Annotated in this window: 11 protein-coding genes; 8 read left to right on the forward strand and 3 right to left on the reverse strand. The window is 52.4% G+C overall.

Annotation, left to right across the window (positions count from 1 at the left end; all coding sequences use genetic code 11):
• Positions 1–2: 2 nt before the first annotated feature.
• Positions 3–2,246: a GTP diphosphokinase gene (gene relA, locus TU92_RS04095; protein WP_112164683.1), complete on the forward strand. Its 2,244-nt coding sequence runs from the start codon at positions 3–5 to the stop codon at positions 2,244–2,246.
• Positions 2,247–2,303: 57 nt separating this feature from the next.
• On the opposite strand, the gene TU92_RS04100 is transcribed toward relA, so the two are convergent.
• Positions 2,304–3,053, reverse strand: a complete 750-nt coding sequence (locus TU92_RS04100; RefSeq protein WP_112164684.1) for a hypothetical protein — start codon at positions 3,051–3,053, stop codon at positions 2,304–2,306.
• Positions 3,054–3,250: 197 nt separating this feature from the next.
• Between TU92_RS04100 and mazG the strand changes: the two genes are divergently transcribed.
• From mazG to eno, 3 genes are all read left to right on the forward strand, one after another.
• Complete coding sequence (gene mazG / locus TU92_RS04105; protein WP_167457508.1) at positions 3,251–4,054, forward strand: nucleoside triphosphate pyrophosphohydrolase; 804 nt, start codon at positions 3,251–3,253, stop codon at positions 4,052–4,054.
• Positions 4,055–4,403: 349 nt separating this feature from the next.
• Positions 4,404–6,041, forward strand: a complete 1,638-nt coding sequence (gene pyrG, locus TU92_RS04110) for a glutamine hydrolyzing CTP synthase (protein WP_112164686.1) — start codon at positions 4,404–4,406, stop codon at positions 6,039–6,041.
• 81 nt (positions 6,042–6,122) lie between these two features.
• Entirely contained in the window at positions 6,123–7,427 is a 1,305-nt protein-coding gene (gene eno, locus TU92_RS04115; protein WP_112164687.1) for a phosphopyruvate hydratase, read from the forward strand.
• A gap of 89 nt (positions 7,428–7,516) precedes the next feature.
• On the opposite strand, the gene TU92_RS04120 is transcribed toward eno, so the two are convergent.
• Complete coding sequence (locus TU92_RS04120) at positions 7,517–8,317, reverse strand: MurR/RpiR family transcriptional regulator (RefSeq protein ID WP_208640473.1); 801 nt, start codon at positions 8,315–8,317, stop codon at positions 7,517–7,519.
• 204 nt (positions 8,318–8,521) lie between these two features.
• Here TU92_RS04120 and TU92_RS04125 point away from each other — a divergent pair, with 204 nt between their 5' ends.
• The 3 genes from TU92_RS04125 (at position 8,522) to queE (ending at position 11,542) form a co-directional block, all read left to right on the forward strand.
• Positions 8,522–10,075 (forward strand): maltose/glucose-specific PTS transporter subunit IIC, encoded by a 1,554-nt coding sequence (locus tag TU92_RS04125; RefSeq protein ID WP_112164689.1) that lies wholly within the window; start codon positions 8,522–8,524, stop codon positions 10,073–10,075.
• Entirely contained in the window at positions 10,072–10,770 is a 699-nt protein-coding gene (locus TU92_RS04130; protein WP_112164690.1) for an N-acetylmannosamine-6-phosphate 2-epimerase, read from the forward strand. The genes TU92_RS04125 and TU92_RS04130 overlap by 4 nt, the downstream gene beginning before the upstream one ends.
• Before the next feature lie 100 nt (positions 10,771–10,870).
• Complete coding sequence (queE, locus tag TU92_RS04135; protein WP_112164691.1) at positions 10,871–11,542, forward strand: 7-carboxy-7-deazaguanine synthase QueE; 672 nt, start codon at positions 10,871–10,873, stop codon at positions 11,540–11,542.
• Positions 11,543–11,573: 31 nt separating this feature from the next.
• On the opposite strand, the gene queD is transcribed toward queE, so the two are convergent.
• On the reverse strand, positions 11,574–11,933 hold the full coding sequence (queD, locus tag TU92_RS04140) for a 6-carboxytetrahydropterin synthase QueD (protein ID WP_112164692.1): 360 nt from the start codon (positions 11,931–11,933) through the stop codon (positions 11,574–11,576).
• A gap of 168 nt (positions 11,934–12,101) precedes the next feature.
• Between queD and TU92_RS04145 the strand changes: the two genes are divergently transcribed.
• On the forward strand, positions 12,102–13,091 hold the full coding sequence (locus TU92_RS04145; RefSeq protein WP_112164693.1) for a hypothetical protein: 990 nt from the start codon (positions 12,102–12,104) through the stop codon (positions 13,089–13,091).
• The last annotated feature ends 310 nt before the right edge of the window (positions 13,092–13,401 follow it).

The raw sequence follows: 13,401 nt of genomic DNA on the forward strand, positions 1-13,401 counted from the left end.
GTATGGTTGCGGTAAGAAGTGCACATCTGAACACGGCTGGCGAGTTTGCGCTCGACGACTGGATTAACAGTTTAGGGCTGTCCAGCCAGCAGTCATGTGACCGTTTAGCCGAAACCTGGCGCTACTGCGAGCAACAAACGCAGGGCCATCAGGACGCGTCGCTTTTACTGTGGCGCGGTCTTGAGATGGTTGAAATCCTCTCGACCCTCAGTATGGATAACGACAGTATGCGCGCCGCGCTGCTGTTCCCGCTGGTCGATGACGGCATCATCGATGAAGACACGCTGACCGAGCAGTTTGGTAAAGGTATTACTGATCTGGTGCACGGCGTGCGCGATATGGATGCCATCCGCCAGCTGAAGGCCACGCACAATGATTCCATGGCGCCGGAGCAGGTGGACAACGTCCGCCGGATGCTGCTGGCGATGGTGGAAGATTTCCGCTGCGTGGTGCTCAAACTCGCCGAACGTATCGCGCATCTGCGTGAAGTGAAGGACGCGCCGGAAGAAGAGCGCGTTTTGGCGGCGAAGGAATGTACCAATATTTATGCTCCGCTGGCGAACCGCCTCGGTATCGGCCAGCTCAAATGGGAGCTGGAAGATTTCTGCTTCCGTTATCTGCATCCTGATGAATATAAACGCATTGCGAAACTGTTGCATGAGCGTCGTATCGACCGTGAACAGTACATCGATGATTTTGTTTCTACTGTCAAAAATGCGATGGGCGAAGAGGGCATTAAAGTCGATGTCTATGGCCGTCCGAAACATATTTACAGCATCTGGCGCAAGATGCAGAAAAAATCCCTCTCCTTCGACGAACTGTTCGACGTGCGCGCCGTGCGTATCGTGGTGGAGCGTCTGCAGGATTGCTACGCGGCGTTAGGGATTGTGCATACTCATTTCCGCCATCTGCCGGATGAGTTCGACGATTACGTCGCCAACCCGAAACCGAACGGCTATCAGTCGATCCACACCGTGGTGCTCGGGCCGCGCGGTAAAACGCTGGAAGTCCAGATCCGTACCCGCCAGATGCACGAAGATGCAGAGCTTGGCGTCGCGGCGCACTGGAAATACAAAGAAGGTACCGCCGTGGTCGGTGGCCGCAGCGGTGGCTACGAAGGTCGCATCGCGTGGCTGCGTAAACTTATCGCGTGGCAGGAAGAAATGGCCGATTCGGGCGAAATGCTCGACGAAGTGCGCAGTCAGGTCTTCGACGACCGCGTTTACGTGTTTACGCCAAAAGGCGACGTTATCGATTTGCCAACCGGCTCGACGCCGCTCGACTTCGCTTACCACATCCACAGCGATGTCGGTCACCGCTGTATCGGGGCGAAAATCGGCGGGCGCATTGTGCCGTTTACCTATCAGCTGCAAATGGGCGATCAGATTGAGATCATCACCCAGAAGCACGCAAACCCAAGCCGTGACTGGCTGAACCCGAGTCTCGGGTATGTCACCACCAGCCGCGGGCGCTCGAAGATCCAGAACTGGTTCCGTAAACAGGATCGCGACAAAAATATTATCGCCGGTAAGCAGATCCTCGACGACGAACTCGATCGAATGGATATCAGCATCAAGGATGCCGAAAAACTGCTGCTGCCGCGCTACAACGTCAATTCGCTCGACGAAGTGTTGGCTGCGATTGGTAACGGCGACATCCGCATCAACCAGATGGTCAACTTCCTGCAATCGCAGCTTAAAAAGCCGAGTGCGGAAGAGCTGGATAAAGAGGCGATGCGTCAGCTGACGCAGAAAACCACGCCAGCACCGCAACGCAATGGCAGTAAAGACAATGGCCGCGTGGTGGTTGAAGGCGTGGGCAATCTGATGCACCACATCGCGCGCTGTTGCCAGCCGATACCGGGTGATGAAATCGTCGGTTACATCACGCAGGGCCGGGGGATTTCTATCCACCGGGCTGATTGCGATCAGCTGGAAGATTTACGCCTGAATGCGCCAGAGCGTGTGGTAGACGCCGTATGGGGTGAAAGCTACTCCAGCGGGTATTCGCTGGTGGTGCGTGTGGTCGCCAACGACCGCAGCGGCCTGCTGCGCGATATCACCACCATCCTCGCCAACGAGAAGGTCAACGTGCTGGGCGTTGCCAGCCGCAGCGATACCAAGCAGCAACTGGCGACCATCGATATGGATATCGAAATTTACAACCCGCAGGTGCTGGGGCGCGTGATCGCCAAGCTGAACCAGCTGCCGGACGTCATTGACGCCAAACGCCTGCACGGCAACTGATTTTGTGATGGGTTTTTTAGTGAGGGGGAGCCCCCTCACTAAAAATTATTTCAATAATCAGACCTCTGTGAGGTCATAGGCGATTAAGTTATAGAGCTGACTATATCTTTCCACATCATTATCAGTACCGGAATACTTAATTTCGATATCAATGCTTAATATAGTATCAGGCATAATGATATGCGTACCTTCTTGTGGTGCTTCAAGCACGACAGTGCCTTCAGTACCATTTGCCAAAACTGTCACCCATAATGTTTGTGGATTAACTATTTCTGAACCGGCGGGTAAATTATCAAATGCTACCAGCCAGTTGGAAATATTTGTTTTTGCTGAGGTTAAATTAATACGGTAGCTATATATCCACTGTTGTGTTTCCCAGTCCTGCCAGGAACCTCTTTTTTCATAACTTACAGTGATTGGCTTTATCTCTGCACCAGTATTAATCAGTAAAGGACATGATGAACCTGGAACATTTTCAGAGCTATAATAAGTTAAACTCCCGCCAGACAGTACCGTGTTGTCCGGAGCATCTGCATCAACTGACAGTGTGATGCTTCTGTTTGCATTCCACCCACCCCCATTTGTATTAATGATGTTTGACGATAATCCGTCCTCTGCGATGACAACTTTAGAAGGAGAATATACAGACATTGCTAATATATGGCAGTGCTTGGGTGCTATAGCATGAATTCTTGAGCCTGGGCTGTCTATTCCTGTGGAAACAAAGGTGAAGGGAACAATTACCGTATCGCCAGGGGAAACAATAGGCGTCCCATTTTGGTAAAGGTTGATATCTTGAAATGACATAATAACTTCCTCATGTTTAGGTTGTTGCCAACAAATAATTAGTGGTTCCTTGAAATAATATCAATTAAAAAAATCACTTTGATTTTTTTATGATGTCATTATGAATTTTTTATAGTGAATGTTTTAATTTTTATTTCGGATTATTATCTGTTATATAGAGTAAATACTTTAATGATAAAAGTGAGATGTGCTTTTGTATGAACAATAATCTGGATCGGCTTCTGGCTATTATGAAAACCCTGCGTGATCCGCAAGCCGGTTGTCCGTGGGATAAAGAACAAACCTTCGAGACCATCGCGCCGTACACGCTGGAAGAAACCTATGAAGTGCTGGATGCCATTGCGCGTAAAGATTACGACGACGTGCGCGATGAGCTGGGCGATCTGCTCTTTCAGGTGGTGTTTTACGCGCAAATGGGCAGCGAGCAGGGGCTGTTTGGCTTCGACGATATCTGCAATGCGATTTCGGATAAGCTTGAACGTCGCCATCCGCAAATTTTCGGCGATGAAGCGGCGTGGTCAAAAGACGCCAGTAGCAAAGACGTGCTGGTGAAATGGGAAGCGCGCAAGGCGCAGGAGCGGGCGGAGAAATCCCTGCATTCGGCGCTCGATGACATCCCCTCCGCACTGCCTGCGCTGATGAAAGCGCACAAAATTCAGAAGCGTTGCTCAAACGTCGGTTTCGACTGGACTACGCTCGGGCCGGTGCTCGATAAAGTCTATGAAGAGATCGATGAAGTGATGTTTGAAGCGCGTCAGGCGGTGATTGACGAAGAAAAGCTCGGCGAAGAAATTGGCGATCTGCTGTTCGCGACGGTCAATCTTTCCCGTCATCTGGGGCACAAAGCAGAAGATGCACTGCAGGCCGCGAACCGTAAATTCGAGCGCCGTTTCCGTCATGTGGAAAGCATTATCCGTGAGCAGGGGCTGAGTATGGAAGACGCCACCCTGGATCAGATGGAAGCCGCGTGGCAGCAGGTAAAGAAGAGCGAGAAGCCGTAAAACCGGTGCCCGGACTTTGATCGGCGACAAGATCTGCATTTGCTGAAACGGTTAAGCTCAGTATCAGTCAGCCGCTAAAAGCCTGATCTGAGCGTGGTAAAGTCCAAGAAATTGATATCTAAGATGTTTCAATGAGTCATGCGAACAGTTGCGTCATTTTCATCCGCTAACTGATTGTTTTTGAAAGAATGAGAGAAAAAGTCTGGAAAGGTTAACTTTTCTGAACTGACGCTGAGGAAAACGATGATGGGCAGCAAAACGTTTATTTGTGGCGCACACAAGGTTCCGGTATACTGTTTTCCCGTCTTGGTTACTCCATCATCTTTAAACCTAACCTCTCAGGTTCAGCATGACAACTAATTATATTTTTGTGACCGGCGGGGTCGTATCCTCTCTGGGTAAAGGCATTGCCGCAGCCTCTCTGGCGGCTATTCTCGAAGCCCGTGGCCTTAACGTGACCATGATGAAACTGGACCCGTATATCAACGTGGATCCCGGCACCATGAGTCCGACCCAACACGGTGAAGTCTTCGTAACCGAAGATGGCGCTGAAACGGATCTGGACCTCGGTCACTACGAGCGCTTCATTCGCACCAAAATGACCCGTCGTAACAACTTCACCACTGGCCGTATTTACTCTGACGTGCTGCGCAAAGAGCGCCGCGGCGACTATCTCGGCGCAACCATTCAGGTTATCCCGCACATCACCAATAACATCAAAGAACGCATCATCGAAGGCGGCGAAGGCCACGACGTTGTGCTGGTGGAAATTGGCGGTACTGTGGGTGATATCGAATCCCTGCCGTTCCTGGAAGCGATTCGCCAGATGGCCGTAGACGTGGGCCGTGAGCACACGCTGTATATGCACCTGACGCTGGTGCCTTACATGGCCGCTGCCGGTGAAGTGAAAACCAAACCGACTCAGCACTCCGTGAAAGAGCTGCTGTCTATCGGTATTCAGCCAGACGTGCTGATCTGCCGTTCCGATCGCGCAGTGCCTGCGAATGAACGCGCCAAAATCGCGCTGTTCTGTAACGTGCCAGAAAAAGCGGTGATTTCTCTTAAAGATGTTGATTCCATTTATAAAATCCCGGCCCTCTTGAAATCTCAGGGTCTGGACGACTATATTTGTAAGCGCTTTAACCTGAGTGCGCCGGAAGCGAATCTTTCCGAGTGGGAACAGGTTGTCTACGAAGAAGCCAATCCGGGTGGTGAAGTCACCATCGGTATGGTCGGTAAGTACATTGAGCTGCCAGATGCTTATAAATCTGTGATTGAAGCGCTCAAACACGGCGGCCTGAAAAATCGTCTGACCGTGAACATTAAACTTATCGACTCTCAGGATGTCGAAACCCGTGGTGTTGAAGTGCTCAAAGGTCTGGACGCGATCCTTATCCCTGGTGGCTTCGGTTACCGTGGTGTGGAAGGCAAAGTCGCAACCGCTCGTTATGCACGTGAAAATAACATTCCTTACCTGGGCATTTGTCTGGGTATGCAGGTGGCACTCATGGAGTTCGCCCGCAATGTAGTGGGTATGGAAAATGCCAACTCCACCGAATTTGTGCCAGACTGTAAATTCCCTGTGGTGGCGCTGATCACCGAATGGCGAGATGAAGACGGTAACGTTGAAGTACGTACCGAAGACAGTGATTTAGGCGGTACCATGCGCGTCGGCGGGCAGCAATGTCATCTGAGCGACGGTAGCCTGGTTCGTGAGATGTACGGCGAACCGACAATAGTTGAACGCCATCGTCACCGTTACGAAGTGAACAATATGCTGCTGAAACAAATCGAAGCCGCAGGTTTACGCGTAGCCGGTCGCTCTGGCGATAAGCAACTGGTGGAAATCATCGAGCTGCCAAATCATCCGTGGTTTGTGGCTTGCCAGTTCCATCCAGAATTTACGTCTACGCCGCGTGATGGTCACCCGTTGTTTGCAGGCTTTGTGAAGGCTGCCGGTGAATATCAGAAGCGTCAGGTAAAATAAAATACCGGGGAAGTGGTTCGGGACAGACTGTCTGGAATCGCTTTTCCGAAGCTTTAGTTAACTTGTACTGAGGAAATCTTAATGTCTAAAATCGTTAAAGTTATCGGCCGTGAAATCATCGACTCCCGTGGTAACCCGACTGTAGAAGCTGAAGTTCATCTGGAAGGCGGTTTCGTTGGTTTGGCAGCTGCACCATCAGGTGCTTCTACAGGTTCCCGCGAAGCGCTGGAACTGCGTGACGGTGACAAATCCCGTTTCCTGGGCAAAGGCGTTCTGAAAGCCGTTGCTGCTGTAAACGGTCCTATCGCTGAGGCTGTAACTGGCAAAGACGCGAAAGACCAGGCTAATATCGACAAGATCATGATCGAACTTGACGGTACCGAAAACAAATCTAACTTCGGCGCTAACGCGATTCTGGCTGTTTCCCTGGCTGCTGCTAAAGCGGCTGCTGCTTCTAAAGGTCTGCCACTGTACGCTCACATCGCAGAACTGAACGGCACCCCAGGCAAATACTCTATGCCACTGCCTATGATGAACATCATCAACGGCGGCGAACACGCTGATAACAACGTTGATATTCAAGAGTTCATGATTCAGCCTGTTGGCGCGAAAACTCTGAAAGAAGCCATCCGTATGGGTTCTGAAGTGTTCCACACCCTGGCTAAAGTTCTGAAATCTAAAGGCATGGGTACTGCTGTTGGTGACGAAGGTGGCTACGCGCCAAACCTGGGTTCTAACGCAGAAGCTCTGTCTGTTATCGCTGAAGCGGTAAAAGCAGCAGGTTATGAGCTGGGTAAAGACATTACTCTGGCGATGGACTGTGCAGCATCAGAATTCTACAAAGACGGTAAATACGTTCTGGCCGGCGAAGGCAACAAAGCTTTCACTTCTGAAGAGTTCACTCACTTCCTGGAAGACCTGACCAACCAATACCCAATCGTTTCGATCGAAGACGGTCTGGACGAATCTGACTGGGAAGGTTTCGCATACCAGACTAAAGTACTGGGCGACAAAATCCAGCTGGTTGGCGACGATCTGTTCGTCACCAACACCAAGATCCTGAAAGAAGGTATCGATAAAGGCATCGTTAACTCCATCCTGATCAAATTCAACCAGATCGGTTCACTGACCGAAACTCTGGCTGCGATCAAAATGGCGAAAGACGCTGGCTACACTGCCGTTATCTCTCACCGTTCAGGCGAAACTGAAGATGCTACCATTGCCGATCTGGCAGTGGGTACCGCTGCAGGCCAGATCAAAACCGGTTCTATGAGCCGTTCTGACCGTGTTGCTAAATACAACCAGCTGATTCGTATCGAAGAAGCGCTGGCTGCACAAGGTACACCTGCACCGTTCAACGGTCTGAAAGAAGTTAAAGGTCAGTAATTACTGCCCCGCAACACTTTCTTGAAAAACCCGCTTCGGCGGGTTTTTTTATGTCTGCAAATTATGGAAATGTGCGGAAAACCTTCGGGTTACAGCAACAGAGAAAGCGTGGCGCTCGCACTATGTTCGCTGGCCTGCAGATAATCAGGGGAAAGCGTTAACAGCTGATTGATCAGTAATTCTACCAGTAACATCCCACCGACTTTTGACGTCAGTAATCCCGCTGTCAGCGGGCCTTCCGGTTTGGCGGCGACCAGTAAAATATCCGCCAGTGAAGAAAGCGGGCTGCGCAGCGTATTACTGATGCCGATGACAGTGGTGCCCTGACGCTTCGCCAGTTCTGCCGCGTGCAGCACATCTTTGGTGGAGCCTGAGCTGGAAATCACCACCACAATATCCCGGCTGTCCAGACTCACAGCGTTCATTGCCCCACGATGCATATCGGCAAAACATTGCGACGCTTTGCCCAGACGCAGCAGCTTGTAGCCCAGGTAATCGGCCACAATGGCGCTGGCGGCGACGCCATAGACCTGCACGGAACGCGCGTTATGAATGTGCAAGGCCGCATCTGCCAGCACCTGACGATCGAGCAGTTTACCGGTATCGCGCAGGGAGGCGATGCTGTCTTCGATCAGCGTCTGAACGTCGTCATTCCCTTCGGCGGCCTGATGTGCCGGGTTCTGACGCGTCTCAAGCGCGAGCCCCATTTTGAACTCGGTAAAACCTTTGCAACCCAGCTGGCGGCAAAGCCGCGTGACGCTGGCCTCGCTGGTGTCACTTTCACGCGCCAGTTCAGTGATGGTCAGGTAAAGCACGCGCTGCGGCTGTTCCAGCACAAAACTGCCCAGCTTATGCAGCGTCGGGCTGTAATTCTCCAGCCCCTGACGCATTCGCAGTAATAGCGTGCCTGTTTCCTTGGTCTGACTCACTCGGCTCTCCTAAGAATAATTGACCTCCCTAGTTTGGCTGATGTGACGCAGTTAACGCCAGAAGAATTCCGTATGGATAACGCGGTGCAATTGGTAGTAATTATTATTTTATTTATATAGTGTGGTAAAAATAATTATCACAACAACACAACGCGGAGTCATCTCATGTCAATATTCAATGGTTCAGGGGGCGGGGCGTGGTTCGAAAGAGCCCAAAAATTCGGCAAGTCTTTCATGTTGCCTATCGCAATTTTGCCCGCAGCCGGATTGCTGTTGGGGATTGGCGGGGCACTCTCCAACCCAAACACGTTAGCCGCGTATCCATTTCTGAATATCCCGGCCTTGCAGGCGATTTTCACCGTCATGGCCAGTGCCGGCTCGATTGTCTTTGCCAACCTGGCGGTGCTGTTTGCCGTCGGAGTTGCGGTCGGGCTCGCGCGCAGTGACAAAGGAACGGCAGGATTATCCGCGCTGCTGGGGTATCTGGTGATGAACGCGACCATCAACGCTATTTTGATCCTCAAAGGTCAGCTCGCCACGACCAATCTCAGCGCCGCCGGGCAGGGAATGGCACTCGGTATCCAGACGCTGGAAACCGGCGTTTTTGGCGGCGTGGTGATTGGGCTTGTGACGTGGTGGCTGCATAACCGTTATAACAAAATCGAGTTGCCGCAGTTTCTGGGGTTTTTCGGCGGTTCGCGTTTTGTGCCGATCATCTCCTCTGTCGCGGCAATCGTCGTCGGGGCGGTGATGTTCTTCATCTGGCCACATTTTCAGAAAGTAATTTTTGGAATGGGCGGGCTGGTGGATGCCACCGGGTACCTCGGCACCTTCATTTACGGTTTTGTGCTGCGCATGCTCGGCCCGTTCGGCCTGCATCATATTTTCTATCTGCCTTTCTGGACTACCGCACTCGGCGGCAGTGAAGTGGTGAATGGGCATCTGGTGGAAGGCACGCAGCGGATCTTCTTCGCCCAGCTGGCCGACCCGAATACGCAGCAGTTTTATATCGGCACCTCCAGGTTTATGTCCGGGCGCTTCATTACCATGATGTTTGGTCTGGTGGGGGCGTGTCTGGCGATGTACCACACGGCGCGGCCTGAGAATAAAAAGCGCGTCGCAGGGCTGCTGCTCTCGGCGGCACTGACCTCCTTTCTGACCGGCATCACTGAACCGATTGAGTTCTCGTTCCTGTTTGTCGCACCGATGCTGTATGTCCTGCACGCGGTGTTCGACGGACTGGCATTTATGATCGCTCATATATTGCAGATCACCATCGGGCAGACTTTCTCCGGCGGCTTTATCGATTTCATCCTGTTTGGCGTTTTACAGGGCGAAAGCAAAACCCACTGGATGTACGTCCCGCTGGTCGGTGTGCCGTGGTTCGCGCTCTATTACTTCTCCTTCCGCTATCTGATCAGGCGCTTCAACCTGAAAACGCCGGGGCGTGATGAGGCTGAAATTCAGCAGGATAACGTCGTGACCGACCGCGCAGGAATGATTATTGAAGCGCTGGGCGGGGCGGCCAATATCGCGGAGCTGGATTGCTGTGCAACGCGTTTGCGGATCAGCGTCCTTCAGGCCGCTGACGTGGATGAAAGCAAGCTTAAGTCCAGCGGAGCAAGGGCTGTTCTTATCCGCGGGAACGGAATTCAGGTCATTTACGGGCCGCACGTTACGATCATTAAAAATGAAATCGAGGAGATGCTGGGAGTATGAATCAGTCAATGTTAACGACCATCAGGGGAAAACTGGTGGTGTCCTGTCAGGCGCTGGACAACGAACCGCTGCACAGCGATTTTATTATGAGCCGCATGGCGCTGGCCGCGATGCAGGGCGGCGCGGCGGGGATCCGCGCCAACAGCGTTGCGGATGTGAAAGCCATTCGCGCCACCGTGCCATTACCGGTCATCGGGATCATCAAGCGTGATTATCCCGCCAGCGATGTGTACATCACGGCAACAATGAAGGAAGTGCGCGAGCTGATGGCCGTTGCGCCGGACATGATCGCGCTGGATGCCACTGCCCATCAGCGCCCTGGCGAATTACAGCTCGCCGAACTGGTGCAACGCATTCGTAAAGAGTTCCCGGCTTTATTGCTGATGGCAGACATCGCGACCTTAGAAGAAGCGCAGAACGCGCAGACGTTGGGGTTTGATTGTATCGGCACGACATTGCACGGCTATACTCAGGAGACGCAGGGCAGCAAACTCTGGCATGACGATTTTGCCTTCCTGCGACAGGTGCTGGCGCACTGCGATACGCCGGTCATAGCCGAGGGGAATGTCGATACCCCGGAAATGGCGGCGCGATGCCTGACGCTCGGCGCGCATTCTGTCGTGGTCGGTGGTGCCATCACCCGGCCTCAGCAGATTACGCAACGTTTTACCGACGCCATTCGCTCTGCGGGCTGACAGACATTTTTGCAGACATTTCCGCTGCGCCCCGTGTTTGGCGCAGCGCCTGCGATCTGCGATAATGCACGCTGACTTTTTAGAGATGACTGAGAAAACGATGCAGTACCCGATTAATGAGATGTTCGAAACCCTGCAAGGGGAAGGTTATTTTACCGGCGTGCCGGCGATTTTTGTACGCTTGCAAGGTTGTCCGGTAGGGTGCAGCTGGTGCGACACCAAACACACCTGGGATAAAATTGCCGATCGGGAAGTCGATATGCAGCGCATTCTGGTCAAAACCGAAGAAAGTGATGCCTGGGGCAATTCGACTTCCGAACAGTTGCTCGACATCATCGCGCAGCAGGGTTACACCGCGCGCCATATCGTGATAACCGGCGGTGAGCCGTGTATTTACGATCTGATGCCGCTGACCATGCTGCTGGAAAAGAACGGGTTCAGCTGCCAGATTGAGACCAGCGGAACGCATGAAGTGCGCTGCTCGGTGAATACCTGGGTAACCGTATCGCCAAAAGTAAATATGCGCGGTGGCTACGACATTTTGCCGCAGGCGCTGAAACGTGCTGATGAAGTGAAACATCCGGTCGCGCGTCAGCGTGATATCGACGCACTGGATGCTTTGCTGGAAACGCTGACCGACAGCAAAGCGCGCATTATCGCCCTGCAACCGATCAGTCAAAAAGAAGAAGCCACCAAACTTTGCATTGCGACCTGCATTGCAAGGAACTGGCGGCTTTCAATGCAGACACACAAATATCTGAACATTGCCTGACGGGCAATATTGTTACCCGCGGTAAATATTGTTAGCCGCGGTAGATGCAACCCGCTGTGCAGGTTTCTTTCACGCGCACGGCGGAAAGCAGAGGTAACGTCGGCTTCATCTCATTCCAGATCCACTCGGCCAGCACTTCGCTGGTCGGGTTTTCTAATCCGGGAATATCGTTCAGATTATAGTGATCGAGACGATCCAACGTCGGATTGAACGCAGCTTTCAGATCGGCGAAATCCATCACCCAGCCGGTATGCGGATCCACTTCACCGGTGATTTCTAAACGCACGGTGAAAGAGTGGCCGTGTAACCGTCCGCATTTATGACCAGCGGGCACATGCGGTAAATGGTGGGCGGCTTCGAACTGAAAATCTTTAAATAATGTGGTGGTCATGAGGCGCTCTCGTTGCTCGAAAAAACGCGGCATAGTACCGGAATACCGGCCTGCGTGCCATGACTTCACTGCGCTTTTCTTCACCAAATCCTGACTTTTACCGCCTTTACACTGCCTGCATTGCTGGCATACAGTGAGCCGGTACAAACTAACCTGTTGAGATAGTGAATGATTACTGTGCTGCGTTGCGCCGTTCTGGCGCTGATCTTCTCCGCTGGCGCGTATGCTGAAACCGCACCGACGGCTCAGGCACCCGCGTCCGCCGTAGCGAAAACGGTTCATCCTGAGGCAAAATCGCCGGTGGCCGCGAAGGTGTCCGTGACTTTCCCGCCGGGTGCCGGTGTGATGCATATTCCGATCGCGCAGGGCAAAAAGACGCTGGATGTTTTCACCTATCAGCCCGCCGATGCTGATGACACCACGCCTGTGGTGATGGTCATGACCGGTGTCGACCGCAATGCGGCGACCTACCGTAACGACTGGATGACCGTCGCCGATCAGTATCATTTACGCGTTCTGGTGCCGCATTTCAGCGAGCAGGATTTCCCCGGCGCCGCGGGCTACAACCTTGGCAATCTGGTGGATCCTAAAACTCACCATCACCAGCCGAAATCCCAGTGGGCGTTCACCCTTGTCGATAGCATTTTTACCACGCTGCAAAAGCAGGGCGTGACCACTCAGAAACAATATTATCTGTTTGGGAACAGCGCGGGCTGCCAGTTCGTCCACCGTATGCTGACGCTGTTGCCACAGCCGAATGTGAAAGCGGCGGTGTGCGCAGCAGCAGGGTGGTGGACGTTGCCGGACACCGATCAGCGCTGGCCTTACGGTCTTCGTGAAGCGCCCGTCGCCGTCAGTCAACAGCAGTTGAATGATTACTTTGCCAAGCCGGTGCTGATTGCCGTCGGTGCGGAAGATGATGATCCGGAAAACCATTTACTGCGTAAATCCAAGCAGGCGATGGCGCAGGGCACCAACCGTCTGGATCGCGCCGAAAGCTATTTCGCCACGTCGCAGCAGCGCGCCGAGCAGAACAACACGCCGTTTAACTGGCATTTTATCGATCTCTCGGACGTCGGTCACAGTGGCAGTAAAATGTCGGTGTTTGCTGCCGGACAATTTGCCTGGTTTGAGCAACACAACGCGTTCCATCTCTGAAGTGCGTGAGTGAGAAAATTTCATTACCCCGCTGCGGCGGGGTTTTTCTTTATCTATCCGGCACTTTGCGTTCACCTCAGGAAGTGCAGGGGAAATTTTTTAGCGATTTCAGTGCGATAAAAATCTCTCCTTACCAGTTTTTCCGGTAAATCTTACCTCTAAATCCTCTTAGTTCTTTTGGTTATTTATTATTTCCATCACTTCTTTAATTGTTATCATCGGCCTCGTTAACCTTACAAACAATAAAGGTCTTTCCTGCGCGCTCGTTTAACCGCAAAGGGCGCAAAAATGCGCAAAAGGCCGGATTGAT

This window comes from Rahnella inusitata, assembly GCF_003263515.1.
Lineage (GTDB): Bacteria > Pseudomonadota > Gammaproteobacteria > Enterobacterales > Enterobacteriaceae > Rahnella > Rahnella inusitata.